Here is a 26,498-nt window from a genome sequence, read left to right on the forward strand (position 1 = left end):
TTAAAGTTAAGACGCTACTTCCATTCGAAGATTTTCCACGAAGGAATCAGCATATCCGGCTGGTCGGAACGGATGTAATTGGCATCAGTACCATCAGCCCGTACCAGGAAGTACGGTTTGCCCCCTTTTGGGGTGACCTTGATGGCGTACAGGAAACCGTTTTGACGGTACTCCTGAATGGTTTTATCGCCTTCCGTGCGAATGGTTACATCTGGATCGGCGGTGACTGCTTCATCTGCTGCGAAGGTTACCAGCGGAGTGAATGCAAACAAACCGGTCAGCAACAGGCGATTGAGTGTGCGCATGATAACCTTGTCCCTTTGTCGTCATTGGTCCGGACATTCTAGCGCCGGACTCGCCGAAAAGGTTGATCCTGCTCATGAGCCAAGCTCCCCTCGTCCTGGTGGACGGTTCTTCATATCTGTACCGCGCCTTCCACGCGCTGCCGCCGCTGACTACGTCCAAAGGGCTGCCGACAGGCGCCGTGAAGGGCGTATTGAACATGCTCAAAAGCCTGCGCAAGCAGTATCCGGACAGCCCGTTCGCGGTGGTTTTCGATGCCAAGGGCGGGACATTTCGCGATGACATGTACGCCGAGTACAAGGCCAACCGCCCGAGCATGCCCGATGACATGCGGGTGCAAATCGAGCCATTGCACGCCAGTGTGATTGCGCTGGGTTTCCCCTTGCTGTGCGTTGAAGGCGTGGAGGCCGATGATGTCATCGGCACGCTGGCCCGCAGCAGCGCCGCGGCAGACCGACCAGTGGTCATCTCCACCGGTGACAAGGACATGGCCCAGCTGGTTGATGGCCACATCACGCTGGTTAACACCATGACCGGCAGCGTGATGGACATTGAGGGCGTTAAAGAGAAATTTGGCGTATCGCCCGAGCAGATCATCGACTACCTCGCGCTGATGGGCGATTCGTCTGACAACATTCCAGGCGTACCTGGTATTGGTCCCAAGACAGCGTCCGGCTTGCTGGTGGGTGTAGGCGGTGGTTTGGTCGATCTGTACGAAAAGCTCGATATCGTGCCGACCCTGCCCATTCGCGGCGCCAAAAACTTGCCTGCCAAACTCGAAGAACATCGCGAAATGGCGTTTTTGTCCTATCAATTGGCGACGATCAAGATCGATGTGCCGCTGGATATCGGCCTGGAAGACTTGCACCTCAAGGCGCCTGACTGCGAAAAGTTGATTGAGCTGTACACCGAACTTGAGTTCAAAAGCTGGATTGCCGAAGTTGAGCGCGAGGCCAAGCGTGCCGGGCAGGTGATTGTGCATGAGGCTCCTGAAGCGCCCGCCGAAGCGGAGCAACAGTACGAGACCATCCTCGATCAGGCTCGCTTTGATGTATGGCTAAAAAAACTCAACGACGCCAAATTGATTGCCTTTGATACCGAAACCACCGGCCTGGACGCGCAGCAAGCGCAGCTGGTGGGCCTGTCGTTCGCGGTCAAGCCTGGCGAAGCGGCTTACATTCCATTGACCCATTCCTACATGGGCGTACCCGAGCAACTGGATCGCGACACGGTATTGCGTGCCCTCAAGCCGCTGCTGGAAGACCCGAGCAAAGCCAAGGTCGGACAACACGCCAAGTACGACATGAATATTCTGGCCAACTGCGCCATCGGTGGCGATCAATCCTGCGGGATCATGGTTCAGGGCGTTGCCTTCGACACCATGCTTGAGTCCTATGTGCTCGACTCCACGGGCAGCCGCCACGATATGGACAGCCTGGCCCTCAAATACCTGGGCCACACCACCACCAGCTTCCAGGACATTGCCGGCAAGGGCGTCAAGCAACTGACCTTCGACCAGATTTCCCTGGAGCAGGCCGGCCCGTATGCGGCCGAAGATGCCGACGTGACCTTGCGCCTGCACCATGTACTGCACGAAAAACTCGCAGCGATCCCTAGCCTCAACAGCGTATTGACGGACATCGAGATGCCGCTGGTGCCGGTACTGGCGCGTATTGAACGCCAGGGCGCGCTGGTGGATGCCAACCTGCTGGGTATCCAGAGTGTTGAGCTGGGTGACAAGCTGGTTGCGCTGGAGCGTGAGGCTTTTGCCATTGCCGGTGAGGAGTTCAACCTGAGCTCACCCAAGCAACTGGGTGTGATCCTGTATGAAAAACTCGGTCTGCCAATCATCAGCAAAACGGCCAAAGGCCAGCCTTCGACTGCCGAAGCCGTGCTGGCGGAACTGGCCGAGCAGGACTTCCCGCTGCCCAAGGTGCTGATGCAGTACCGCTCCATGAGCAAGCTGAAAAGCACCTACACCGATCGCCTGCCTGAGCAGATCAACCCGCGTACGGGCCGTATCCACACCTCCTACCACCAGGCCGTCACGGCGACCGGTCGTTTGTCTTCAAGTGATCCAAACTTGCAGAACATTCCGATCCGTACCGCCGAAGGTCGTCGGATCCGTCAGGCCTTTGTGGCCCCTAAAGGCTACAAACTGCTGGCGGCCGACTACTCGCAAATCGAGCTGCGGATCATGGCCCACCTGGCCAAGGACGAAGGTTTGCTGCATGCCTTCCGCAACAACCTGGACGTGCACAGCGCCACCGCTGCCGAGGTATTCGGGGTTGATCTGGCGGACGTCACCACCGACCAGCGCCGCAGTGCCAAGGCCATCAACTTCGGCCTGATCTACGGCATGAGCGCCTTTGGCCTGGCCAAACAGATCGGCGTCGACCGCAAACAGTCGCAAGCCTATATCGACCGTTATTTCGCACGTTACCCGGGCGTGCTGGACTACATGGAGCGCACGCGCACCCAGGCTGCCGAGCAAGGCTATGTCGAGACCATTTTCGGTCGTCGCTTGTACCTGCCGGAAATCAACGCGAAAAACCCGGCGCTGCGCAAAGGCGCCGAACGCACGGCAATCAACGCACCGATGCAGGGCACGGCAGCCGATATCATCAAAAAAGCCATGGTGTCTGTGGATAACTGGCTCAGCGCCTCAGGCCTCGATGCCCGCGTCATCCTGCAGGTACACGATGAACTGGTGCTCGAAGTGCGCGAAGACCTGGTGGACCAGGTGCGTGATGAAGTGCGGATACACATGAGCGAAGCGGCGAAGCTGGATGTGCCGCTAGTGGTTGAAGTAGGCGTGGGCAACAACTGGGATGAAGCGCATTAATGAGGGAATGTGGGAGCGGGCTTGCTCGCGATGCAGGCGACGCGGTCTGTCGCAATGACCGCGTTGATGCCATCGCGAGCAAGCCCGCTCCCACACTAAAAATTTATTGCTGCTGCAGAGACCGGGCTTATTCCAAAGAGTTTTTAAGCTCCCGGAACTAAATCTGCCAACACCACTCAGATTTATTGAATGGGTGGTGAAGCCCTTCAAAGCTCCTAATGTTGTGTTAAGTGTTGGCAGATACCTGAACCCCGCCCTAGCGGTTCAGTACTTGAACCCCGGACCTCCTTCCCCCCATGCGAAGTCCGGGGTTTTTTTTGCCTGCGATTTGTTACTCGTCGGCTTCAACCAGTTCTTCGCCTTTGTTCGGCAATTCCATCCAGCGTGCCAGCACGGTGTACGCCTCTTCCAGGCCCATGCGCTTTGGCGTGGAGAACAACTGGATGGTGACGGCATCGCCCCATTGCTTGCGAATGTCCGACTGGATTTTAAGCAGCGTATTTTTTGCAGCGCCGTACGTCAGTTTGTCCGCTTTGGTCAGCAAAATGTGCATAGGCATGCCGCTGGACACGGTCCAATCAAGCATCAAAAGGTCGAAATCGGTCATTGGATGACGGATATCCATCATCAAGATCACGCCCTTGAGGCTTTCACGGCTGCCGAAATATGCTTCAAGGTGGCGCTGCCAGTGCAATTTCAGCGGGATCGGCACCTTGGCATAACCGTAACCTGGCAAGTCGACCAGGCGACGTTCTTCGTCCAGTTGGAAGAAGTTCAGCAACTGAGTGCGGCCCGGAGTTTTCGACGTGCGCGCCAGGCTGGCGTGGGTCAAAGTGTTGAGTGCACTGGACTTGCCGGCGTTGGAGCGCCCGGCAAACGCGACTTCGTAGCCTTCGTCATCGGGGCATTGATCGACTTTGGCAGCGCTGAGCATGAAGGTGGCCTGTTGGCACAGACCGAGAATGGGGTTCTTGAGTTGCATGGGATTTCCGATGTGAGCGGCGTCAGGAATGGACGCGGCGAGCGTGTCGTTTCCGTTTCAGTGACGCCAGTATATAATGCCGCAGATTTTGTGTGCGCTTTGTCCCAGCGTAGGATGAAGAACACGGGAGCAAAAAACCCAGGTTGCGCATTAGAACGCAGCAGGCTCCCAACCCTGAAAAGGTCGTTTTATGACTGCTGGTGACGGTGTCTTGATGCCACGTTACAGCATTCAGGCTACACAGGATCCGGAAGCCGTGTACAACCGCGTTTGTATTGTCTGCCATGCTGGTCAGCTAATAGGCCAAGGTAAGAGCAAGGTATGTAGGCGCTGGTACGACATGTGACCCAGGGTTTCAAGGCGATGCCGCCGCGTGGTTTGTGCATGGACTGCAGTGTCGAGGATTACCGAACTGTCCTACAGTGGATAAGCGAGTGAGCCCGGCCCATAACTCTTTAACCCTTAGCCGTAGTTGGATTAGCTGATGAACAAATTACTCGTGAGTCTGCTGTTGACCTTGGGCGTCAGCGGTATTGCCCAGGCTGCTAGCACCGCTGTGGTAGGTGATGCTGCTGCAGGTCAGGCAAAAACCGCTGTATGTGGCGCTTGTCACGGTCCGGACGGCAATAGCATGGCCCCAAACTTCCCCAAGCTGGCCGGGCAAGGTGATCGCTACCTGCTCAAGCAGTTGCATGAAATCAAGGACGGCAAGCGTCAGGTGCTGGAAATGACCGGCCTGCTGGCGAACCTGAACGATCAGGACCTTGCCGACATCGCTGCCTACTACTCAAGCCAGAAAGGTTCGGTTGGCGCTGCTGACCCGGCCCTGGTAGCCCAGGGTGAGGCCCTGTTCCGTGGTGGCAACCTTGAGAAAGGCATGCCAGCGTGCATCGGCTGCCACTCGCCAGACGGCCAGGGCCTTGCCGCTGCCGGCTTCCCGCACCTGGGCGGCCAGCACGCCAGCTATATCGAGAAACAGCTGACAGACTTCCGTGAAGGCGACCGCACCAACGATGGTGACTCGATGATCATGCGCGGCATCGCGGCCAAAATGAGCAACAAGGACATCAAGGCGCTGGCCAGCTATATTCAAGGCCTGCACTAAGGTCTGTACGGTCGGCGGGGCCAGGTCTTGATACCAGAGGTCACGTTAACGATCGTTTAATCCTTGAATGTGAACCTCAAAGGGCAGCTTCGGCTGCCCTTTTGCATCGCGTCTACAGTTACACTATCGAACTCAAGCCAGCATGGACCTGTCTGAATACAGGTCACGTTGATATGACCTTATCTCTCCAGGAGTAAAGCATGCGTAATCTGATTCTCAGCGCCGCTCTCGTCAGTGCCAGCCTGTTTGGCATGACCGCTCAAGCTGCCGAGCCGCTTGAAGCGGGCAAACAATATGTAGAGCTGAGCAGCGCCGTTCCGGTTGCCGTGCCTGGCAAGATCGAAGTGGTCGAGCTGTTCTGGTATGGCTGCCCGCATTGCTTTGCATTCGAGCCAACCATCAATCCCTGGGCAGAAAAACTGCCCGCCGACGTGAGCTTCGTGCGTATCCCTGCCATGTTTGGCGGGATCTGGAATGTTCATGGCCAATTGTTCATCACCCTTGAAGCCATGGGCGTTGAAAACAAGGTTCACAAAGCCGTGTTCCAGGCCATCCACGACGGCAAGAAGCTGGCAACCCCAGAAGAAATGGCTGATTTCCTGGCCGGTGAAGGCATCGATAAAGACAAGTTCCTGAGCACTTACAACTCGTTCGCCGTCAAAGGCAAAGTTGAAGACGCCAAGAAGAAGGCACAGGCCTATCAAATCTCCGGCGTACCGACCATGGTCGTCAACGGCAAGTACCGCTTCGACCTGGGCACTGCCGGTGGCCCTGAAGGCGCTTTGAGCGTGGCTGACCAGCTGATCGCCAAAGAGCGCGCAGCGGGCGCAAAAAACTAAGCGGCGCCCTCGCCCATGCTCCGCTGGAAAGGCGAGCGAAGTGTTGGTCTGCATGAGCCGCAGATCAACGAAGATCATCTGGCGTCCTGCGGGATGCCGGATGATCGACGTTTACGACTGCTCAGTTTCAATATCCAGGTGGGTAACAGCACCCAGGGTTACCGGCATTACCTGACCCGCAGTTGGCAGCATGTGCTGCCCCATAAGGGGCGGGCCGGTAACCTGGAGCGTATTGGTGACCTGCTCGGCGACTTCGACCTGGTCGCCCTGCAAGAGGCCGACGGTGGTAGCCATCGTTCTGGCTACATCAATCAGGTCAAGTATCTTGCCCAGCAGGGCGAATTTCCCTACTGGTATCAACAACTCAATCGCAATCTAGGGCGTCTGGCCCAGCACAGTAATGGTGTGCTCAGCCGGTTGCGCCCTGCCGCGATTGAAGATCATCCCTTGCCCGGCCCTGCGGGGCGTGGTGCGATTCTGGTGCGCTTTGGTGAAGGCCCCGACGCTTTGGTGGTCGTGGTCATGCACCTGGCGCTGGGAACCAAAACCCGTACCCGGCAGCTGGCCTATATTCGCGAGTTGATTGGCGACTATCAGCACCAGGTGTTGATGGGCGACATGAACACCCATGCCAACGACCTGCTGCACACCTCGCCACTGCGGGACCTCGGGCTGCTGGCGCCGCAAATGGAGGCCACCTTCCCCAGTTGGCGCCCGCAACGTTGCCTGGATCATATTTTGCTCAGCCCAAGCCTGACCCTTGAGCGCGTCCAGGTACTGGATCAGCCTATCTCGGACCATCTGCCGGTAGCCGTCGATATCCGTCTGCCAGGCTCTGTCGGCGTCGACTCCCAGATCGCGCTGCGCCCGCCTGACAACGGGGCGAAGGCATGAGGGACGAGGCCGCGCGCTGGAAAGAGAAATACCTTAAAAGCGTGGAGCTGCAAGACAAGCTTGAGCGCCGCTGGAATGCCCGCCTCGACTTGCTGCGCCGTGGCCTGGTGCGTAGCACCCTGGCCGCTGAGGGCACGGACCGCACGGTCGACCAATGCATGAAAGAAATGCGCGAAGCGGTGCGCACCAATGAGATGGACGCCGCCCTTGCCGCCTTGCTGCCGCGCCTTGAAAAAGCCGTACTCGATTCTGAACAGCGGCGTGAAACCCGGGTTGAGCAAGTCAGCGCAGCGCTCAATACGCTGGTCACCCAACTGCAGGCCCTGCCACTGCCCCGTGAGGTCAGCAAGCCGCTCAAGGCCTATGCCAAACAGCTCGAAAACCGGGTGACGCACGCCCGTGAAATACCGCTGCTGCTTGATGAGCTGAGTCACTTGCAAGGGCAGGCACTGGCGCCGCAACTCAATGACGCCCAGCCGCCCAAGCCGGGCTTGTTACAGCGATTATTTGGTGCACAAGACGCTGAAAAGGCACTTGGCGAAGCGACTGTGGTTCCGATTCCGGTTGAGACTCAGGCGCCGCGACCGGCTGCGCCGAACAGTGTGGTCCCAGCGCATGTTGCCGAGCCGCCGGCAGTACCCACGCCTCAGCCTGAACCGGTAATTGTTGAAGCCGAACAACAGCCCTTGCCGCCCGTTGCTACGGCTGACGATGACGCCCAGGCGCTTGCCGAGCCGTCCCCTTCGGTACCTCAAGAGGCTCAAGAGCATGCATCCAGCGGTGCACTTGAGTCAGTGGTCGCGATGGTTGAGGCCGAAAATGATCAAGCCAGGGATTTCGTTGAGCAGTCGCCGCTCGACGAACAGACTGAGCTGGCCGAAGTCGATGCTGTCTATGCCCTGCCTGATGCCCCCGAGCCAACCTACAGCAGCGTGGCCGAGCACATTGAGTCCACACTGCTCGGGTTGTTGAGCGGCCTGTCGCTGCCTGAACACCACAGGCCACAGGCCGAGGCCATGTGCCGGCGTCTGGAAAAAGGGCTCAACTGGTACGAATTACTGCCGATCCTCGACGATCTTGCGGTTTTGATGCTGGCCATCACTGACAGCGGCCAGCATGAATTCGAAGCTTACCTCAAACAGCTCAATGAACGCCTGGAGTCATTTCAGAACAACCTCCAGGCGGCCAGCGAGGGTCATGCCGAGGGTCGATCCGCCGCCGACGACTTGCACAGCCAGCTGCGCGAACATGTGGACGGTTTGCAAAACAGCGTGCAGGACGCCGTTGACCTTAACAGCCTCAAGCACCTGCTGGAGAATCGTCTCGAAGGGCTGCTGGGCACGATGGACCAGCACCAGCAGCAGCGCATCGCCCGTGAACAGGAGGTCTCGGCCCACCTCCAGGGGCTGGCCGAGCGTATCGCGAGCATGGAACAGCAGGCCCAGGGCTATCGCGAGCATCTTGAAGAACAGCGCCAAAAAGCACTGATAGACCCCCTGACCGATCTGCCTAACCGGGCGGCATGGGGCGAACGCCTGCAATATGAAGTCGATCAGTGGCAAAAAAACGGTAATCCTCTACTGATTGCCATGCTCGACCTCGATCATTTCAAGCGTATCAATGATGGTTACGGCCACCTGGCGGGCGACAAGGTGCTCAAGATCATTGCCACCCAGTTGCGCAAGCATCTGCGGCCGATCGACTTTATTGCCCGCTTTGGTGGCGAAGAGTTTGTGCTACTGATGCCCGATACGCCGATGAGCGCAGGTTTGCATCTGATCGAGAAGCTGCGGGCAGCAATCCAGGCCTGTCCGTTCCACTTCAAGGGCGAACCCGTGACCATCACCACGTCTATCGGTGTATCCGCGTTCAGGCCGGGTGATCGCAGTGACCATGTGCTTAAACGGGCTGATGAAGCACTGTATCGGGCCAAACGGCGTGGACGTAACTGCGTGGAGCCTCAAGCAGCGACTATTGAAACTTGATATTTATTTGTCGCTTTATGTAGTTACTTTCTAGACAGCAAGTAGTCCCTGTCGGTATTTAAAATTAATTAACGGATTCCCTCGCGGCTTTCTTGACGGGTTGTGAGTGGGCGACTTATATAAAATAACAGACCGGTTTGGTTACCCGACAAGTAACGACGGCACTGTAGACATCTCTTTATCAAACCCCCATCGACAATGCCGCCGGGCACTGCAGGCTCTAGCCCGGTGGTATAAAGCCAGTACGGTGTACGGCCGTAAAAGGTAGTGTATGAAAATATTGATTTACTTGTTACCTGTGTTCTTTTTGATCACGGGCTCTGTTTCGGTAAGTGCAGCCACTAAAACCCCGATCTATTCGGCCTCCATTAACAAGGATGGAACACTGGCCGCACAATCGCCGCACTGGATTGAAAGTATTGAATACTCCAGCCAACCCGATTATGCAGCCAGTTATAAAGTTAATCTGATGCCCGATGCCTTTCAAAAGGAGCCAAAATTTTGTGTGGCATCGACTTACGACAATTCAAGCTATGAACATACCCTTTATGGCATCGCCAAATTGTCGAGCAAACCGACCCGATCCGAAGTGAATGTTATAGGCTTGATGCTGGGTGCCAACGGGCCATCCGGGGATTCATCGATGAGTTTTTACCTGGTGTGCGGCAAATAAATCACCTTACGAAGGCTGCGACCCTGTTGGTGTTTACAAGGTCGCAGCCCTTGTCTTCATCCGGTACAGCTGCACGACACGGGCGGTAAGGTATGCTTGCCTATTAATTGCTCAGTCGTGTTGTTCTCGCCCATGAAATTCTCCGCCCTGATCTTGTCCCTTGCCCTGCTGGCCGGTTGCAGCAACGGTCTGCGCATGGACACCAGTCATCCTTCGGTCAACCACGACAGCCGCGTGCAGTTTGTGGTGCTTCACTACACCTCAACCTCGCTGGAGCGCTCCCTGGAGCTGTTAACCCGCGGCCCGGTCAGCAGCCATTACCTGGTCGGGGATACTCCGCCGACCATTTACAAACTGGTGGATGAAAACCAGCGCGCCTGGCACGCCGGTGAAAGCCAATGGAAGGGCCGCACCTGGCTGAACTCCAGCTCCATCGGCATTGAAATCGTCAACAAGGGTTTTCGCGATACGCCCGAAGGTCGAGTCTGGTACCCCTATACAGAGGGTCAGGTCCAGTCGGTTATCGCACTGCTAAAAGATATTTCAACCCGCTATCAGATCGACCCGCGCAACATTATTGGCCATAGCGATATCGCGCCCTTGCGCAAGCTGGATCCAGGCCCGCTGTTTCCCTGGAAGCGCCTGGCCGACGCAGGCTTTGGCATCTGGCCGAACGCCCGGGCCGTAGCCCGGGAGCAAGCACTGTACGCCAGCAACTTGCCAAGCATCACCTGGTTCCAGCAGCAACTGGCGCTTCTGGGCTACGAAACCCCGCAAACCGGAGAGCTGGATGTCGCCACTCGCCACGTTCTGGCCGCCTTCCAGATGCATTTCAGGCCTTCGCGATACGATGGCACTCCGGATGCTGAAAGTGCGGCCATTTTGAAAGTGCTGAACACGCAAAAGCACTGATGAGCTAGAGCAATGGCAGGGCCATGTAAAATTGTGTGCCTTGCCCTGGACGCGAATACACCCCAATGCGCCCGCCATGCAGTTGCACAATCTCTTTGCACAGTGCCAGCCCAAGGCCGGCGCCACCCTTTTTGCGCCCCACTTGCACAAAGGGCTCAAAAATCCGCCCTTGTTGGCTATAGGCAATGCCTTCGCCATTGTCTTCGATGCTGATAATCACCCGTTCCCCATGGCGCCTGGCCTGCAGGCAGATCTGCCCGCCACTGGCGGTGTGGCGCAAGGCGTTGTCCAGCAGGTTGTCCAGCACCCGCTCCAACTGGGCCTGATCGGCCCGCAACTCAGGTAGCGGTTGTTGCAGCTGCACCAGCAGCTCGACATTTTTTACCCGCGCACGGTCGGCGAAACGGACACGGGCGTCCTCGAGCATGTGTTCGACACTGCAAGGGGCCAGCGTCAGCTTCTGCATGCCGTTTTGATAGCGGGAGAAGTTCAGCAGGTCATTGATCAACTGCATCAGGCGCTGCATTTCTTCGTTGACCGTGTTGAGCAGGTCGGTTTCCCGTGACTGGGGATCAAAGCGTGAACGCTCCAGAAACAACCCGAACGCCATATGCATGCCGGTGACGGGGGTGCGCAACTCATGGGAGGCCCGCAACACGAACTCGCTGCGTACCCGCTCAAAGGCACGCTGCTCGGTGACGTCGTGCAGCACCATGACGGCGCCGAGGATAGGCCCCTTGGGCTGGCTCACCGGGGTCAAGCTGTAGGTCAGCAGTCGGGTTTCGCCTTCAATGTCGACGCTCAAGTCTTCCGGCAAGCGCTCAAGACTGCCTCCGCGCAGTACTGTTTGCAGTTGCTGGTCGAGTTCCGGACGTTGCAAGGCCTCACCCAGCGACTGCCCCAATCGCCCTTCATCCCAACCCAGCTGGCGCTGTGCGACGGGGTTCAAGTGCTCCAGCCGACCTTGCTGATCGATCATCAACAACCCGTCATCGATACTGTCGAGTACCGCTTGCAGCCGCTGCTGGCCCGCCAGCAGCTCGTCGATGTTGGTTGCCTGATGCTGGCGCAATGCCTCGGCCATAATCCCAAAGCGCCGCGTCAGCAGGTTCATCTCTGTGGCCGAGGAGAGCGGCAACACCACTTCGAAATTGCCTTTGCCAATGTTATCCGCGGCCTTGGCCAGTGCCTCGATCGGGGCACCAAAACGCCTGGCAATACCGTGGGCGGTGATAAAGCCGATGATCAGCACGGCAATGCCAACCAGGCCGAGCAAGGCGGCGACGACCAAGGCGCGATCCCGGGCTGCGGCCTGGGCGGCATATATGGTGTCGAGCGCACGACGGTGTTCGGTAATCAGACCGTTGCGCAGTTGATTGAAGCGGCTGGTCAGATCCTTGTCATTGCTCAGGTTCAGTTGCGCGTCGCTGGCCTTGTTGAAGGCCAGCAAAAAACTGCTGTAATCCTCCCGGGCCTGGGCAAAACCGCTATGCAGATTGTTTTTACGCTCATGCTCGATGCCCTCGTCGAGCAGCTTCAAATACTCCCGGGCTGATGACTTCAGCGCTTCAGGATCTGGCTGGTTATGCAGCATCATCACCAACTGATCGCCCAGCGACTGACGCAGTTTGAGGCCCAGATCGAGGGTAATGAAGTTGTTACGAATCAGCGCTTCCTGGGTTTTCGCCATTTGCATCACGCTGACGACGCCAAGCAACAGGCCAAGCAGCGCCACCGTGATTAACGCGGAAATGCTCAGGAACAGGCGGGTGCGCAGCTTGATCGCAAGTTTCATCGCGGGCTCACAGGTTGTACTGCTTACGTTTGCGGTACAGCGTCGAGGCATCGATACCCAGGGTTTTTGCTGCCTGATCCAGGGTTTCACTGGTGGCCAGGACGGCGCCGATATGGGCTTTCTCCAGTTGGTCGAGGCTCAGAGCAGCACCAATCCGCGGGGCGTTGGGTACCGTTTGTTCGGCCATGCCCAGATGGCTGACTTCAACCACTTCCTGCGGGCAAATAATACTCGCGCGCTCAACCACATTGCGCAACTCGCGGATATTGCCCGGCCAACGGTAATTGGCCAGGGCCCGGCGGGCTTCCTCACTGAAGCCGCGGGCAGGGCGAGCATATTCCTTGACGAAACGGGCCAGGAAACGGTCGGCCAGGGTCAGGATATCCTCACTGCGCTCGCGCAGCGGCGGCAAATGCAGGGTGATCACGTTGAGACGGTAGAGCAGGTCTTCACGGAAGCGGCCATCGCGCACCATGTCCTCAAGGTGGAGGTTGGTGGCGGCCAGAATCCGTACATCGGCGCGGCGGGTAACGGGGTCGCCGACGCGCTCGTATTCTTTGTCCTGAATAAAGCGCAGCAGTTTTGGCTGTAGGGCCAGCGGGAAATCGCCGATTTCATCGAGGAACAAGGTACCGCCATCGGCCTGATTCACCCGGCCCAGGGTGCTTTCGCTGGCACCGGTAAAGGCTCCACGGGTATGGCCAAACAGTTCGCTTTCCATCAGCTCGGCCGTCAGTGACGGACAATTGATCGTGACACAGGACTTTTTCGCCCGTTTGCTCCAACCGTGGATTGCGCGTGCCAGTTCCCCCTTGCCGGTACCCGACTCGCCCAGAATAAGAATATTGGCATCCGTACCGGCCACCTGGCGGGCGGTTTCGAGCACCGCCATCATGGCCGGGCTATGGGAGTCGAGGCCTTCTTTGGGCTTGCGTACTTCACCCTCCAGGGCTTCAAGCCGGGCCGCCAACTGGCGCACTTCCAGTTGCTTGGCCGTGGCCAGCCTTAGCTGGTCGGGGCTGCACGGCTTGACCAGATAATCGGCGGCACCTGCCTGGATCGCATCAACGGCTGTATCGACGGCCGAGTGGGCAGTGACTATCACAACACGCATCCACGGCGCCTGGATACGCATTTGAGCCAGCACATCCAGACCGTTGTCTTCGCCCAGGCGCAGATCGAGAAAACACAGATCGAACACCTGTCGTTGCAGCAGTGCGTCGGCCTGCGCTGCGCTGTTGGCGGTGGCGACAGTGTAGCCCTCGTCTTCGAGGCAATAGCGGAATGTACGCAGGATGGCGGACTCATCGTCGACCAGCAGAATGCGGCCCTGTTGCTCTTTGGCTGAATCCATTTCCTACGTTCCTTTATATGTGGTCTTGGTTAGTGTCGGAATAATCGGGCAAGTTGCATGATTTTTCTGATTGATTCCGAGGCTAGCACCGAAGGCTCTGGCCTGCATAAGGTAACTGGCTGATTTTGCGGCTTTTTGCGTTGAGTCGCAGGTCGAAATTAATCCCTCTCGCAGCAGCTGACTCGCGGAGCAAGGCTGCGTCCGACGGCACAGCCGTCGTAAACCCTGAAAACCGAATTTTACTGGCACACCGTGGTGTCTGATTTGCGACGGCTGTGCCGCCGCACGCAGCCTCGCTCCGCGAGTCAGCTGCTGCGCGACGTGTGGTATCCCCTGATCGTGCAGAACGCCCGACCCGCAGGCCGGGCATCGTGCAGGTTGCGCGTCAAATCCATCCGAACAAATAGATAACATATTGATTTATAACGGTTTTTTATTGTGCCAAAAGCTGGCACGGCCCCTGCAATTACCCTTGTACAGAGCGTCGCACAGAGCGGCTCAACCTCACATTGACCACCGGGTGGCAGGAGTTTGAACATGAATATTCACGAATTCTCCAACTTGCGTGTTTCGTCATTGCATCTGCAACAAGGTCTGTTCGCCAGCCTTGCGTTGTCGGTGACCCTGATCGGTGGTCAGCAGTTGGGCCGGTTGGAGCAAGCACCGCAGCCGGTTGCCGCTGCACAGCACTACATCGCTCCCCAGCAGCACTTCAAGGCATTTGGCCCAGTGTCTGATACCACTGGCCGTTACGAACTCGCAGCCTCGGACGAAACCCAAATCGCCCGCTCGCAACCAGCACCTGAACGTTGGGTGTTTTAAGTGTTCACAACCTTGAGGCCCTGATCGGGCGTCGAGACACACCCTCATCACCCTGTTTCGCACAGTAATAAGGAGAATCACCATGTTGAGTTGGGCCATTACCTTCCTGATTATCGCCATCATCGCTGCTGTCCTGGGCTTCGGTGGTATTGCGGGCACCGCTACCGGCATCGCCAAGATTCTCTTTGTCGTGTTCCTGGTGATGTTTGTGGTGTCCTTTATCTTTGGTCGCCGCGGTCGAGGCTAGAGATGACCGCCCCCTCCTTTAAGGCTACGGTCGCTGTCCTGGTAACGGGCGGCGGCCGAGGGGCATGAAACCGGTTACATGGATGCAGGCAGCCAAGGTTCTACCTTGGTTTTTTTGTGCCCGGAGAAAATCTTTCGGCGGCTGTAATGCCTTATCAGGGTTCATTTTTTTGAAAACAAATGTGGCCTGAACAGCACTTCGAAACGTCGACCGTATATCGACTTGTAGAAAAATAGCCCGGACTTATATCTGATTTGTGTTGTCGGATATTTCTTGGATATAAGCGGCTTAATGCCACCCCCTCCTTAGCCAAAAAGACCTTGAAACAGCCGGTCTACGGCACTTATGTCGTCTATTCTGTGGATTCTCAGGAGGGGCGATTTGAGGTCTTGTCGGACAAAACCCATGCCGATTCGGCATAGGGTAGGCGTTTACGGCATTAGACGGCCACCTCATGCATGGGAATAGTTGCGCCTTTTTTCGCCTGCCAAAGAGCCTTTCGGGCTCGGTTTGGGCGACCTTCTACGGGGGTGGCGGTTTCTGCTTTTTGCGCTTTCAAGCGCTCTATTCAGAGCCTCTGCCCGAGTCCACTTGAAGTAAGGGTAATGACATGAAGAAGGCAAAACTTAGCCTCGCCTGGCAGATCCTGATTGGTCTGGTCCTCGGGATTGCAATCGGCGCGCTGCTTAACCATTTCAGTGCTGAAAAGGCCTGGTGGATCAGTAACGTTCTGCAACCTGCCGGCGATATCTTTATCCGTCTGATCAAGATGATCGTAATCCCAATCGTGATTTCTTCACTGGTTGTCGGGATTGCAGGCGTGGGAGATGCGAAGAAACTCGGTCGTATCGGTTTTAAAACCATCATTTACTTCGAGGTGGTCACCACCATCGCGATCCTGGTCGGCCTGGTGCTGGCCAACGTGTTCCAACCCGGTGCCGGGATCGACATGAGCACCCTGGGCACGGTCGATATTTCCAAGTACGCAGCCACGGCAGCTGAAGTCACGCATGAACATGCGTTTATCGAGACCATCCTCAACCTGATTCCATCGAACATCTTCGCGGCCATGGCTCGCGGTGAGATGTTGCCGATCATCTTCTTCTCGGTGCTCTTCGGTCTCGGTTTGTCGAGCCTGAACGCCGAACTGCGCGACCCGCTGGTGAAAACCTTCCAGGGCGTGTCCGAGTCGATGTTCAAAGTCACTCACATGATCATGAACTACGCGCCAATCGGTGTGTTTGCCCTGATCGCCGTGACCGTCGCCAACTTCGGTTTCGCCTCGCTGGTGCCTCTGGCCAAGCTGGTGCTGCTGGTTTACGGCGCCATCCTGTTCTTCGCCGTTGCGGTGCTGGGCCTGATTGCCAAGCTGTTCGGCTTCTCGGTGTTCAAACTGATCCGTATCTTCAAGGATGAACTGGTTCTGGCTTACTCCACCGCCAGCTCCGAAACCGTGCTGCCACGCGTGATCGAGAAGATGGAAGCCTACGGCTGCCCGAAAGCGATCTGCAGCTTTGTGGTACCGACCGGCTACTCGTTCAACCTTGACGGCTCGACCCTGTACCAGAGCATCGCGGCAATCTTTATCGCCCAGCTGTATGGCATCGACTTGTCGATCAGCCAGCAACTGCTGCTGGTACTGACCCTGATGGTGACCTCCAAAGGCATCGCCGGTGTACCAGGTGTATCCTTCGTGGTACTGCTGGCGACCCTGGGCAGCGTGGGTATCCCGCTGGAAGGCCTGGCCTTTATCGCCGGTGTTGACCGTGTGATGGACATGGCCCGTACGGCCCTGAACGTGATCGGTAACGCCCTGGCGGTACTGGTAATCTCCCGTTGGGAAGGCATGTACGACAACGCCAAGGGCGAGCGCTACTGGAACTCGCTGCCGCACTGGCGCAGCAAGGAAGCCCTGCCAAAAGGTGAGTAACCTCGCCTGGTAGCGCAACTCCCACAAACCCCGGCCCTGGCCGGGGTTTGTTGTTTCTGGGGGTAGGCCGCTATCATTCGCATCATCTTCCAGGAGTTTTCTTGATGCTCAACGGCCTATGGCTCAGCTTTTTCGTCGTCGCTACGGTGTCGGCGCTCGCCCAATGGCTGGTGGGGGGCAACGCGGGGATCTTCTCGGCGATCGTGGAAAGCATCTTCGCCATGGCCAAGTTGTCCGTCGAAGTGATGATCTTGCTCTTCGGCACGCTGACGTTATGGCTCGGCTTCCTGCGCATTGCCGAAAAAGCCGGCATCGTCGATTGGCTGGGCAGGGCCCTGGGGCCTCTGTTCAAGCGCCTGATGCCAGAAGTCCCGCCTGGGCATCCGGCGCTGGGCTTTATCACCCTGAACTTCGCCGCCAACGGCCTGGGGCTGGATAACGCGGCCACGCCCATCGGCCTCAAGGCCATGCGTGCCCTGCAAGAGCTCAACCCGAGCCCGACCAGTGCGAGTAATGCACAGATCCTGTTTCTGGTGCTCAACGCCTCGTCCCTGACCCTGCTGCCGGTCACTATCTTCATGTACCGTGCCCAGCAAGGGGCGCCGGACCCGACACTGGTATTCCTGCCGATCCTGCTGGCCACCAGCGCCTCGACCCTGGTCGGCTTGCTGTCGGTGGCCATTGTCCAGCGCCTGCGTCTGTGGGACCCGGTGGTGCTGGCGTACCTGGTGCCTGGCGCGCTGATCCTGGGCGGTTTCATGGCATTGCTGGCGACCCTGTCAGCCACGGCGCTGGCCAGCTTGTCGTCGATCCTGGGCAACCTCACGCTGTTCGGCCTGATCATGCTGTTTCTGGTGATCGGGGCGCTGCGCAAGGTCAAGGTCTACGAAGCGTTTGTGGAAGGGGCCAAGGAAGGCTTCGACGTCGCGAAAAACCTGTTGCCGTATCTGGTGGCGATGCTGTGTGCGGTGGGTGTGCTGCGTGCTTCCGGGGCACTGGATTTTGGCCTGGACGGTATTCGCCATGTGGTTGAGTGGCTGGGTTGGGATACGCGCTTTGTCGATGCGCTGCCAACGGCCATGGTCAAACCCTTTTCGGGCAGTGCGGCGCGGGCCTTGCTGATCGAAACCATGCAGACCCAGGGTGTGGACAGCTTCCCGGCGCTGGTGGCGGCCACGGTGCAGGGCAGCACGGAAACCACGTTCTATGTGCTGGCGGTGTACTTCGGCGCCGTGGGCATCCAGCGTGCCCGGCATGCGGTGGGTTGCGCCCTGCTGGCCGAGTTTGCCGGCGTGGTGGCGGCGATTGCGGTGTGCTACTGGTTCTTCGGCTAACCCAGGCCACCTTGTGGGAGCGGGCTTGCTCGCGATGGCATCACCGCGGCCACGCAGGTAAACCGTGTTGCCTGCATCGCGAGCAAGCCCGCTCCCACAGGTTTACAGGGTTTTACGCCACACACTCACCAGCCACGGTTGCTGGTCACGGGGCAAGCCCGCCGGGCGGTAGTAGTGCTCCAGCTCGGCAAACCCTGCAGCCGTCAGCATCGCCCGCCAGTTCTGCAGATCGTGATAAGCCCCATAACGCTCACCGTTCCAGCCTTCGCGGTTGTCGCCGCGCGGGTTGGAACTGAGCAGTACGCCGCCGGATTTCAGGGCTGCATGCAGCTTGCCCAGCACCTGACCCAGTTCCTGGGTCGGCACATGGAACAGCGAAGCATTGGCGAAGATGCCGTCGAAGTGTTCAGCGGGCAAGTCGAGCTTGAGGAAGTCCTGGTGCCACACTTCACAGCCGCTGTCTTCGCGGGCCATTTGGGTGAAGCGTTCGGTGCCGTCCAGCCCGATTGCCACATGCCCGAGGCGGGTGAAAGCCTGCAGGTCGCGACCCGGTCCGCAGCCGAAATCCAGGACAGTGAAGGGCGCCGAACCTTGAATATGACGCAAAAGGGCGTCGATGTTCTGGCTCACGTCATGGTCGCGGGTGCCTTCACGAAAGCCCTCGGCGCTCTGTTGATAGTGGCTCAGGGTCGTGGCGGCAATCTGTTCGAGAGTTTTTGCATCGAGGGTCATCGCAGGCTCGGTCGGCGGCAGGGCTGGCCGCCGACTATACCTCAGCGTTTGTTCAGTGCCAGGGCCAGGCGGTCACCACCCAGCTGAATCACGGCCACCAGAATCACCAGCAATACGATCACGGTCAGCATCACCTGCGAGTCGAAGCGCTGGTAACCATAGCGGTACGCGATGTCACCCAGCCCGCCAGCACCAATCGCACCGGCCATGGCCGACGAATTGATCATCGTCACCAGGGTGATGGTAAAACCGCCGACGATGCCGGGTAAGGCTTCGGGCAGCAGTACGTGCCAGATAATGTGATGGCGCTTACAGCCCATGGCTTGGGCGGCTTCAATCAAACCGTGATCCACCTCACGCAGGCTGACTTCAGCTATGCGTGCAAAAAACGGTGTGGCGGCGATGGTCAGCGGTACGACCGCCGCCCATACGCCGTAGGTAGTGCCCACAATCAGGCGGGTGAACGGGATCAATGCCACCATCAAAATCAGAAACGGGATTGAACGGAACAGATTGACGAACGCACCCAGTGCCTTGTTCAGTGTGGGGGCTTGATAAATCCCGCCTTTGCCACTGGTGACCAGGATCACCGCCAGCGGTATGCCCAGAACCAGCGCGATCAGCGACGACACACCGACCATCAGGAAGGTGTCGATCACCCCCTGCCACAAACGATCAAATCCCATAGCCCACTACCTCGACCTGTTGTGCCCATTGCCCGGCCCGTTTGCGCAGCTCTTCGGCGCCCAGCGAAGTGCTGGTTACGCTGAGCAGCAGTTGCCCCAGGGCATGCCCCTGGATGTGTTCGACGCCGCCGTGGAGCAGCCGCACTTGCCCTCCCAGCGCGCTGAACAGCGCGCCCAGGTCAGGCTCTTGGGCCTGCCGGCCGGTAAAACGCAGGCGCAAGATCACGCTGGCTTGTGCGGACTGTGCCTGCGCCGAAATACGGTTACGCAGCGCTTCAGGCAGGGTCGCCTGCAAGGGCGCCAACAGGGTCTTGCTGACGTCATGCTGAGGATCGCCGAAGACCTGCCACACAGGGCCTTGCTCGACCACGCGACCTTGCTCCAGTACCACTACGCGGTGACAGATATCACGAATCACGGCCATTTCATGGGTAATGAGGATGATGGTCAGGCCCAGGCGCTGGTTGATTTCGCGCAGCAGACCGAGGATCGACTGAGTGGTTTCGGGGTCCAGGGCCGAGGTGGCTTCATCGCACAGCAAAATCGCCGGATCGTGCACCAGCGCACGGGCAATGCCCACACGCTGTTTTTGCCCGCCCGACAGTTGCGCCGGGTAAGCCGTGTGCTTGCCTTGCAGGCCAACCAGATCCAGCAGCTCACGCACCTTCTGCTCCCGTTGCAGCTTGGGCACGCCCGCCACCTTGAGTGGCAACTCGACGTTCTGCCATACGGTTTTGGCCGACATCAGGTTGAAGTGCTGGAAGATCATGCCGATCTTGCGCCGCAGCGCCACCAGCTTGTCTTCGTCAAAGCTGGCGATATCGACCTGATCGATCAGCACGCGGCCGCGGGTAGGCTGTTCGAGGCGGTTGATGGTGCGAATCAACGACGACTTGCCAGCACCGCTGCGCCCGATGATGCCGAAGATCTCCCCGCGCTGGATTGCCAGATCAATACCCGTGAGGGCATCCACAGGGCCCTGGCGGCCGTCATAGGTTTTGCCGATACCGATAAAACGCACATGGGCGTGGCTCAACTCAGGGTGCAGCTCGGTGTGGTTGGCGCCGGGCTGCGGCTGATCGAGCCGCTCGCGAGCAATGGCCACATTCATGGTCAGCCTCCCCAGCCGGGCTGGTACAGAGTGCCGTAGGTCTTATCCAGCGCAGCTTTGACCACTGGCGAGTGCTGATAGATATCAATAAATTTGGCCAGACGCGGGTCGTCTTTGTTCTTGGGCTGGATCACGAACTGAATCACATATTCAGGGTGGTCGATGCCGTCGAACAGCAAGGCCGACTCGGCATCGAAGGTTTTCGACAGGCGAATGTAGGCTGGATAACCCTGCACCAGGTCGGCATCGTCGTAGGCGCGTACCAGTTGCACGGCCTCAACCTGCAGGATCTTGATCTTTTTCGGGTTGGCGATGATGTCCTCTTCCGTCGCCTTGTAACCAACGCCCGGCTTGAGTGTAATCAGCCCGGCCTTGGCCAGCAGTTGCAGGCCACGCCCGCTATTGATCGGGTCATTGGCAATGGCAACAGTTGCGCCTTCAGGCAGGGCGTCGAGGCTTTTGTATTTTTTCGAGTACAGGCCCACGTTGTTGATGATGCCTTTGGCGTAGGGTGCCAAATCGAACCCGGCGGCGGCCTTGGCGTTTTCCAGGAACGGGATGTGCTGGAAGTAATTCACATCGATATCGCCGCTGGCCAGGCTGACGTTGGGTGCGATCCAGTCGGTGAACTCCACCAGCTCGACCTTGAGCCCTTGCTTGTCGGCCTCGGCCACTGCGGTTTCCAGGGGAATGGCGAACGCGGCGGTGGTACCGACCTTGAGCGGCTTGTCGGCCGCGTGGAGCAAACCGCTAAACAGCCCGAGGGCCAGAACCAGTGCGTGTTTTTTGTTCATGATAATTGCCCAGTCAAAGAGTCGGAATTCGAACCCTGTGGGAGCGAGCCTGCTCGCGAAAGTTTGGCAGTCCTGCAAGCTTCGCGAGCAGGCTCGCTCCCACAACAAAAAGGGTTAAGGGTTGTGTCTGTAAGCCGCACCTGTATGGCGTTGCGGCAAGTGCGCATCGCCTTCCACAAACAGCTTCTGACGCAGGCTGCCAGTGTCATAAGCGGTTTTATAAGAGCCCCGGCGCTGCAGTTCGGGGACCACCAGGTCGATAAAATCGACGTAGCTTTCAGGGGTGACGATGCGGGTCAGGTTGAACCCGTCCAGGCCGGTTTCTGCAATCCAGGATTCCAGCTCGTCGGCCACTTGCGCAGGCGAACCCACCAGCGTGATGTAACGCCCGCCCAGGGCGTGCTGTTCGAGCAGCTTGCGCCGGGTCCAGTCGTTGTTTTGCAGCACTTTGGTGGCGGACTGGATCGCGTTGCTCTTCACGTACTGGATCGGCTCGTCCAGTTCGTAATCGGCAAAGTCGATACCCGTGGAGCTGGAAAAGTGCGCCACGCCGGCTTCGGCACTGGCATAGCTCAGGTACTCGTCACGCTTGGCCAATGCCTGGGCCTCGGTCGGCGCCACGATCACGTTGATCCCCATAAACAGCTTGATGTCGTCCGGGTTGCGGCCCGCAGCCACAGCGCTGGCGCGCACCTTGTCGACCTGGGCTCTGGTCGCTGCCTTGGTCTGTCCGCTGATAAACACGCACTCGGCATGACGACCGGCAAACACCAGGCCGCGATCCGAGCTGCCCGCCTGAAACAGCACCGGGGTGCGTTGCGGCGACGGTGCGCAAAGGTGATAACCCTCCACCTGATAGAACTCACCTTCGTGTTTGATCTTGTGCACCTTGTCGGGCCGGGCATAGATGCGCCGGGCCGGGTCATTGAGCACGGCGTCGTTTTCCCAGCTGCCTTCCCATAGCTTGTAGAGCACTTGCAGGTACTCATCGGCCTGATCGTAGCGCCGGTCATGCTCGACCTGTTCGGTCAGGCCCATGGCTTTGGCTGCACTGTCGAGGTAGCCGGTAACAATATTCCAGCCAACGCGACCGCGGGTCAGGTGGTCCAGGGTCGACATGCGACGCGCGAATAAATACGGCGTTTCGTAGGTCAGGTTGGCGGTCAGGCCAAAGCCGAGGTTCTTGGTGACGGCAGCCATCGCCGAAACCAGCAGCAGTGGATCATTGACCGGCAGCTGGATCGCCTCTTTGAGCGGCATATCAACCGATTGTTGATAAACGTCATATACGCCCACGATATCGGCGATAAACAGCCCGTCAAACAGCCCGCGCTCCAGCAGCTGCGCCAACTCAGTCCAGTATTCAAGGGTGTTGAAGGTGGTCGAGTTGTCACGTGGATGAGTCCACAGACCGTGGTTGATATGACCAATGCAGTTCATGTTGAAGGCATTGATCAGAATCTTCTTTTTGCTCATCAGATGGTCCCCCGCAATGGCGGGTTGGCATCATTTAGGTAGTAATTGCCTACCGCGTGGTACTTCCAGCGCACCGGGTCATGCAGGGTGTGCACGCGGGCGTTGCGCCAGTGACGGTCAAGGCCGTGCTCGGCCAGCGTGGCCTGGCTGCCCGCCAGCTCGAACAGGGTGCTGCCGGCGGCCAGGGAAATTTCTGTACTCAGGGCCCGGGCTTCTGCGATGGCAATCGAGGCTGCGGCGACGGTGCTGGCGCTGGTGTTGCTCTGAGCAATATCCAGAAACGCTCCGGCACGTTCCAGCAGGGCTTCGGCGGCATGCAGACGTACGCTCAAATGGCCGAAGCTTTTGAGGGTCAGCGGGTCTTCGCTGGCGATATCCGTAGTGGCATCAATCCAGGGCCGGGTTTTGCTGCGCACAAAATGCAGGGCGTCTTCAAAGGCGGCGCGGGCGATACCGGTATCGATGGCCGCGTGAAGGATCTGCGCCAGCGGACCAACCGGGGTCGGACGCTCGAAGGCGCTTTGAAACGGGATCACGTCTTGTGCTGCGACCAGTACGTTGTCGAAAACCACCGAACCGCTGCCCGTAGTACGCTGGCCAAAACCGCTCCAGTCGTCGATCACGCTTAGGCCATCGCTGTCGCGGCGCACGAATGCAAGATGCTGGATGCCGTTATCGTCCACAACCGAGGTAGGTATCCGCTGTGCATACAGTGCGCCAGTGGCGTAGAACTTGCGCCCGGTGATGCGGTAGCCGTGTTCGGCCTGGGCCAGATGGGTGGTGCGATCGTGTGCAGTCTTGGTGCCGATTTCAGCCAGGGCATTGCCGAAGCGCTCTCCGGCCAGCACTTCGGCATAGAGCCGCTGCTTTTGCTCGTGTGTGCCATTGACCCGTAAAACTTCGAGTGCATAAAAGTGGTTTTGCGGGATTTGCCCCAGAGAGGCATCGGCCGCAGCGATCAGCGCGATCACTTGCGCCAGGGTGACGCTGGACACGCCTGCGCCGCCGTAGGCCTTGGGCACGGTGATGCCCCACAGGCCGGTATGGGAAAACAGCTCAAGCTCATCAAACGGCAAGCGCCGCTCGCGGTCACGCAGGGCACTGTCGCGTTTGAAAAACGCCGCCAGTTCACGGGCTACGCTCAGGGCCTCGGCATCGCTGTGGATAACCGGGACCTGTTTGGATATCAGTGACATGGGTGTCTCCAGGGTCAGATCCAGGAATGCCGGGCAGGCAGGGTGCCGTTGAGGCGATACGCGCCGATGGCGTGGTATTTCCAGCGCACCGGGTCGTGCAGGGTGTGCACCCGGGCGTTGCGCCAGTGGCGGTCGAGGTTGAACTCGGCAAGGCTGGCGCGGCTGCCGGCCAGTTCGAACAATTTTTCGCTGGCCAGCAGCGACAGCTCGGTGCTCAGCACCTTGGCTTCGGCCACCGCAATCGATGCGCGGGCAGCGCCAGGGGCGTCGATCGCTGCCGCGCTGACTTCGTCCAGAACGCGTCCGGCTTTGCGCAACAAGGCTTCGGCTGCGTGCAGCTCAATGTGCAGTTTGCCGATATCGGCAATCACATAAGGATCATCGCTGTTGCGTTCGACCTTGGCGTCGATCCACGGGCGTGAGCGCTCGCGGACAAAACTCAGGGTGTCGGCAATGGCACCGCGGGCAATGCCCAGGTCAATGGCGGCCTGGATCAATTGCGACACGGCGCCTTGAATGTTCGGAGCATCGTTGAGGCGCGAACTGTCGACCACCTGTTCGGCTTCCACCCGCACGTTGTTAAGCAATACGGTGCCGCTGGCGGTGGTGCGCTGACCAAAACCGGACCAGTCATCCACGACGCGCAAGCCTGGTGTACCGCGACGAACGAAGGCCATGACCTGCCTGCCTTCATCGTTGACGGCTTTTACCGCAATCCAGTGGGCGAACAGGGCGCCGGTGGAGTAAAACTTCTGACCGTTAATGGCGAAGTCGTCGCCATCGGCGATGATCCGGGCCTTAATGTCCAAGGTGTTTTTGCTGCCGCGTTCCGGGCCCGCATTGCCGATGCGCCAGCCTTGCAGCACGCTGGAGAACAGTTGTTCTTTTTGCGCCTGGGTGGCCGTGGCAGCGATCAGGCTGAGAATGCCAACCTGATTTTGCGGGATTTGCCCCAGCGCCGGATCGGCAGCCGAGATGATCGCGAACACTTCAGCCAGGGTCACAAATGACACCTGGGGGCCGCCAAATTCGCGGGCAATGGAAATACTGCCCAGGCCGCTGCGGGTGAAGGCTTCTATGAGCGACCACGGCAGCTTGCGTTGCTGGTCGCGTTTGCCCGCGTGTTCGCGTGCACTGGCTGCCAGTGTGTGTGCGGCTTCAAGGGCTTCGTTGTCGGTGCGCAGAACCTGCGCTGCCAGCAACAGAGGCGCGACATCCTGGTCGCTTTGCAGGTGTGCATTGGCCAAGCTGGACATTAGTTGCGCTCCTTGGCTGCACTCAATGCCCTGGCGTTATGCACAAGGGTGATTGTGTTACGGACCATACCTACCTCACGTTTCATGGGAGCGCCGCTCGTGCGGCGCGGATAAAAGCTGAGAGTCCGGTGGTCCGGTTCATATACCCTAATCGAGTATAAAAATTTTAAGAACTAACTTTTAGGAATATGAATAGACGATTCCCTGGCTCCCTGCTCCTGGTTACGCCAGTTGGAACGGGGCTCTGCGGCGTGCAGTACCTCCCTCGGGGCAGGGTTGAGATAGAGCTTGGGAGCACCTACCTTGAGCACTCGCGCCGGTGCCCAGCGCGAATTGTTGCCCACGCGGTCGATCACGCAGTAGGTGACTTCCAGCTTGGCGTCTTCGCCAGCCTCCTGGATGATGTGGGGGGGCACGAACACGCTGACGGGTTTGTCGATATCCACTTTGCGCAGTTTGGGCAAATCCAGGCGCACATCCCCCCAGAGCAGGGTGATGGCGTCATTGTTGGCCATGTTGCGATAGGGTTCGATACTCACCGGAACACCGCGTTTCATCTGGCTTGGGTTAACCCCGTAGCGCTGGATGGGCTGCGGAATTACAAGCGGGGCCAGGCCCTGGTTTTCGTCGCCAATGGCTTCGCCGCCAGGGCAGTCAAGTTTGACCAATATTTTAAGTTGCGCAGAAAGAACCGGGCTGCTGCCGATATGCATCACCCGGTAGTAAAGGCGCGCCGTACCATTTTGAATAAAACTCTCTGGCACTCTTAACATGACAGGCTGGCCAATACCGGCTTTGAAAATCTGCCGCGAGGCGACATAGCAACCATCCCAGAACAACTCGACAAGGTCACCTTCTTCCATGTTCTTGTAAGGGTTTATTGTAATAAGCAAGTGCTCGGCCGCGCGCGCGCACACAGTATGCCTTGCGGGGTTTGAAAGTACGGGCGGAGGGAGTTTGTTGAAACATGAGGTAAAGGGCATATTTAAAGATTCCTTTCCAGTATGTAAGGGAACGGTACACGTCTGCGCAGACCGGCCCTCGCTTTCAGCACCGAGTACTGGCCGCACATGGTTAACGCGATAAATATTTGCTTTTTGACAAGTGGCTGGGCTCGATTATTTTTATTAGATAAGAGTCTGTGGGTATGAGTGTCAAGGGCGAACAGAAGTAATATAAATGTCCCTGAATTATTCAGAATGTTCCTACTGAAAGAGTACTTTAAAG

Annotated in this window: 23 protein-coding genes and 1 pseudogene; 12 read left to right on the forward strand and 12 right to left on the reverse strand. The window is 58.3% G+C overall.

Going from position 1 to position 26,498, the window contains the following annotated elements; all coding sequences use genetic code 11:
- Positions 1–14: 14 nt before the first annotated feature.
- Positions 15–305: a DUF2782 domain-containing protein gene (locus ACP7BE_RS14560; RefSeq protein ID WP_019828138.1), complete on the reverse strand. Its 291-nt coding sequence runs from the start codon at positions 303–305 to the stop codon at positions 15–17.
- Between the two features lie 74 nt (positions 306–379).
- Here ACP7BE_RS14560 and polA point away from each other — a divergent pair, with 74 nt between their 5' ends.
- Positions 380–3,148, forward strand: coding sequence for a DNA polymerase I (gene polA, locus ACP7BE_RS14565; protein WP_094999676.1), 2,769 nt, complete (start codon positions 380–382; stop codon positions 3,146–3,148).
- Positions 3,149–3,479: 331 nt separating this feature from the next.
- On the opposite strand, the gene yihA is transcribed toward polA, so the two are convergent.
- Positions 3,480–4,130: a ribosome biogenesis GTP-binding protein YihA/YsxC gene (yihA, locus tag ACP7BE_RS14570; protein ID WP_094999674.1), complete on the reverse strand. Its 651-nt coding sequence runs from the start codon at positions 4,128–4,130 to the stop codon at positions 3,480–3,482.
- Between the two features lie 190 nt (positions 4,131–4,320).
- On the opposite strand from yihA, the pseudogene ACP7BE_RS14575 reads away from it, so the two are divergent.
- From ACP7BE_RS14575 to ACP7BE_RS14605, 7 genes and pseudogenes are all read left to right on the forward strand, one after another.
- A pseudogene (locus ACP7BE_RS14575) lies at positions 4,321–4,568 on the forward strand (c-type cytochrome).
- A 46-nt stretch (positions 4,569–4,614) separates the two neighbouring features.
- Positions 4,615–5,235, forward strand: coding sequence for a c-type cytochrome (locus ACP7BE_RS14580; RefSeq protein WP_094999673.1), 621 nt, complete (start codon positions 4,615–4,617; stop codon positions 5,233–5,235).
- A 200-nt stretch (positions 5,236–5,435) separates the two neighbouring features.
- The gene (locus tag ACP7BE_RS14585) at positions 5,436–6,074 is read left to right on the forward strand and encodes a thiol:disulfide interchange protein DsbA/DsbL (protein WP_016782754.1); all 639 of its coding nucleotides are present in this window, start codon (positions 5,436–5,438) and stop codon (positions 6,072–6,074) included.
- 15 nt (positions 6,075–6,089) lie between these two features.
- Positions 6,090–6,968 (forward strand): endonuclease/exonuclease/phosphatase family protein, encoded by an 879-nt coding sequence (locus tag ACP7BE_RS14590; protein ID WP_094999672.1) that lies wholly within the window; start codon positions 6,090–6,092, stop codon positions 6,966–6,968.
- Positions 6,965–8,953 (forward strand): diguanylate cyclase, encoded by a 1,989-nt coding sequence (locus ACP7BE_RS14595; protein WP_426106299.1) that lies wholly within the window; start codon positions 6,965–6,967, stop codon positions 8,951–8,953. The genes ACP7BE_RS14590 and ACP7BE_RS14595 overlap by 4 nt, the downstream gene beginning before the upstream one ends.
- Positions 8,954–9,224: 271 nt before the next feature.
- Positions 9,225–9,626 (forward strand): hypothetical protein, encoded by a 402-nt coding sequence (locus tag ACP7BE_RS14600; RefSeq protein ID WP_094999670.1) that lies wholly within the window; start codon positions 9,225–9,227, stop codon positions 9,624–9,626.
- A 132-nt stretch (positions 9,627–9,758) separates the two neighbouring features.
- A complete protein-coding gene (locus ACP7BE_RS14605) occupies positions 9,759–10,538 on the forward strand; it encodes an N-acetylmuramoyl-L-alanine amidase (protein ID WP_150628800.1) in 780 nt (259 codons plus the stop codon).
- 4 nt (positions 10,539–10,542) lie between these two features.
- Here ACP7BE_RS14605 and ACP7BE_RS14610 read toward each other — a convergent pair whose 3' ends face one another.
- Together ACP7BE_RS14610 and algB are read right to left on the reverse strand one after the other, a co-directional pair.
- A complete protein-coding gene (locus ACP7BE_RS14610) occupies positions 10,543–12,333 on the reverse strand; it encodes an ATP-binding protein (RefSeq protein WP_094999668.1) in 1,791 nt (596 codons plus the stop codon).
- A 7-nt stretch (positions 12,334–12,340) separates the two neighbouring features.
- Positions 12,341–13,687, reverse strand: coding sequence for a sigma-54-dependent response regulator transcription factor AlgB (gene algB, locus ACP7BE_RS14615; protein ID WP_094999667.1), 1,347 nt, complete (start codon positions 13,685–13,687; stop codon positions 12,341–12,343).
- 537 nt (positions 13,688–14,224) lie between these two features.
- Between algB and ACP7BE_RS14620 the strand changes: the two genes are divergently transcribed.
- The 4 genes from ACP7BE_RS14620 to ACP7BE_RS14635 all read left to right on the forward strand — a co-directional run bounded on the left by ACP7BE_RS14620 (position 14,225) and on the right by ACP7BE_RS14635 (position 18,020).
- On the forward strand, positions 14,225–14,509 hold the full coding sequence (locus ACP7BE_RS14620) for a hypothetical protein (RefSeq protein ID WP_094999666.1): 285 nt from the start codon (positions 14,225–14,227) through the stop codon (positions 14,507–14,509).
- A gap of 82 nt (positions 14,510–14,591) precedes the next feature.
- Positions 14,592–14,756, forward strand: a complete 165-nt coding sequence (locus ACP7BE_RS14625) for a DUF1328 domain-containing protein (protein ID WP_019828122.1) — start codon at positions 14,592–14,594, stop codon at positions 14,754–14,756.
- 610 nt (positions 14,757–15,366) lie between these two features.
- Complete coding sequence (gene gltP / locus ACP7BE_RS14630; RefSeq protein ID WP_094999665.1) at positions 15,367–16,686, forward strand: glutamate/aspartate:proton symporter GltP; 1,320 nt, start codon at positions 15,367–15,369, stop codon at positions 16,684–16,686.
- A 104-nt stretch (positions 16,687–16,790) separates the two neighbouring features.
- Positions 16,791–18,020: a nucleoside recognition domain-containing protein gene (locus ACP7BE_RS14635; protein ID WP_094999664.1), complete on the forward strand. Its 1,230-nt coding sequence runs from the start codon at positions 16,791–16,793 to the stop codon at positions 18,018–18,020.
- Positions 18,021–18,122: 102 nt separating this feature from the next.
- Here the strand turns inward: ACP7BE_RS14635 and ACP7BE_RS14640 are convergent, their stop codons facing one another.
- The 8 genes from ACP7BE_RS14640 to ACP7BE_RS14675 form a co-directional block, all read right to left on the reverse strand.
- Complete coding sequence (locus tag ACP7BE_RS14640; RefSeq protein ID WP_426106304.1) at positions 18,123–18,752, reverse strand: class I SAM-dependent methyltransferase; 630 nt, start codon at positions 18,750–18,752, stop codon at positions 18,123–18,125.
- A gap of 41 nt (positions 18,753–18,793) precedes the next feature.
- Positions 18,794–19,438, reverse strand: a complete 645-nt coding sequence (locus ACP7BE_RS14645) for a methionine ABC transporter permease (RefSeq protein ID WP_094999662.1) — start codon at positions 19,436–19,438, stop codon at positions 18,794–18,796.
- Entirely contained in the window at positions 19,428–20,549 is a 1,122-nt protein-coding gene (locus ACP7BE_RS14650; protein ID WP_426106306.1) for a methionine ABC transporter ATP-binding protein, read from the reverse strand. The genes ACP7BE_RS14645 and ACP7BE_RS14650 overlap by 11 nt, the downstream gene beginning before the upstream one ends.
- A 2-nt stretch (positions 20,550–20,551) precedes the next feature.
- On the reverse strand, positions 20,552–21,343 hold the full coding sequence (locus ACP7BE_RS14655; protein ID WP_094999660.1) for a MetQ/NlpA family ABC transporter substrate-binding protein: 792 nt from the start codon (positions 21,341–21,343) through the stop codon (positions 20,552–20,554).
- A 114-nt stretch (positions 21,344–21,457) separates the two neighbouring features.
- Complete coding sequence (locus tag ACP7BE_RS14660; protein WP_095017893.1) at positions 21,458–22,819, reverse strand: LLM class flavin-dependent oxidoreductase; 1,362 nt, start codon at positions 22,817–22,819, stop codon at positions 21,458–21,460.
- Positions 22,819–24,015 carry an SfnB family sulfur acquisition oxidoreductase gene (locus tag ACP7BE_RS14665; RefSeq protein ID WP_094999658.1) on the reverse strand — a complete coding sequence of 399 codons (1,197 nt, stop codon included), beginning with the start codon at positions 24,013–24,015 and terminating at the stop codon, positions 22,819–22,821. Before ACP7BE_RS14665 ends, ACP7BE_RS14660 begins: the two co-directional genes overlap by 1 nt.
- Positions 24,016–24,029: 14 nt before the next feature.
- On the reverse strand, positions 24,030–25,271 hold the full coding sequence (locus ACP7BE_RS14670; RefSeq protein ID WP_095023164.1) for an SfnB family sulfur acquisition oxidoreductase: 1,242 nt from the start codon (positions 25,269–25,271) through the stop codon (positions 24,030–24,032).
- Between the two features lie 173 nt (positions 25,272–25,444).
- Complete coding sequence (locus ACP7BE_RS14675; RefSeq protein ID WP_095031551.1) at positions 25,445–26,254, reverse strand: hypothetical protein; 810 nt, start codon at positions 26,252–26,254, stop codon at positions 25,445–25,447.
- Between the last annotated feature and the right edge of the window lie 244 nt (positions 26,255–26,498).

The sequence above is a fragment of the Pseudomonas sp. TWR1-1-3 genome (assembly GCF_049896805.1).
In the GTDB taxonomy this organism is placed as follows: Bacteria; Pseudomonadota; Gammaproteobacteria; order Pseudomonadales; family Pseudomonadaceae; genus Aquipseudomonas; species Aquipseudomonas bubulae.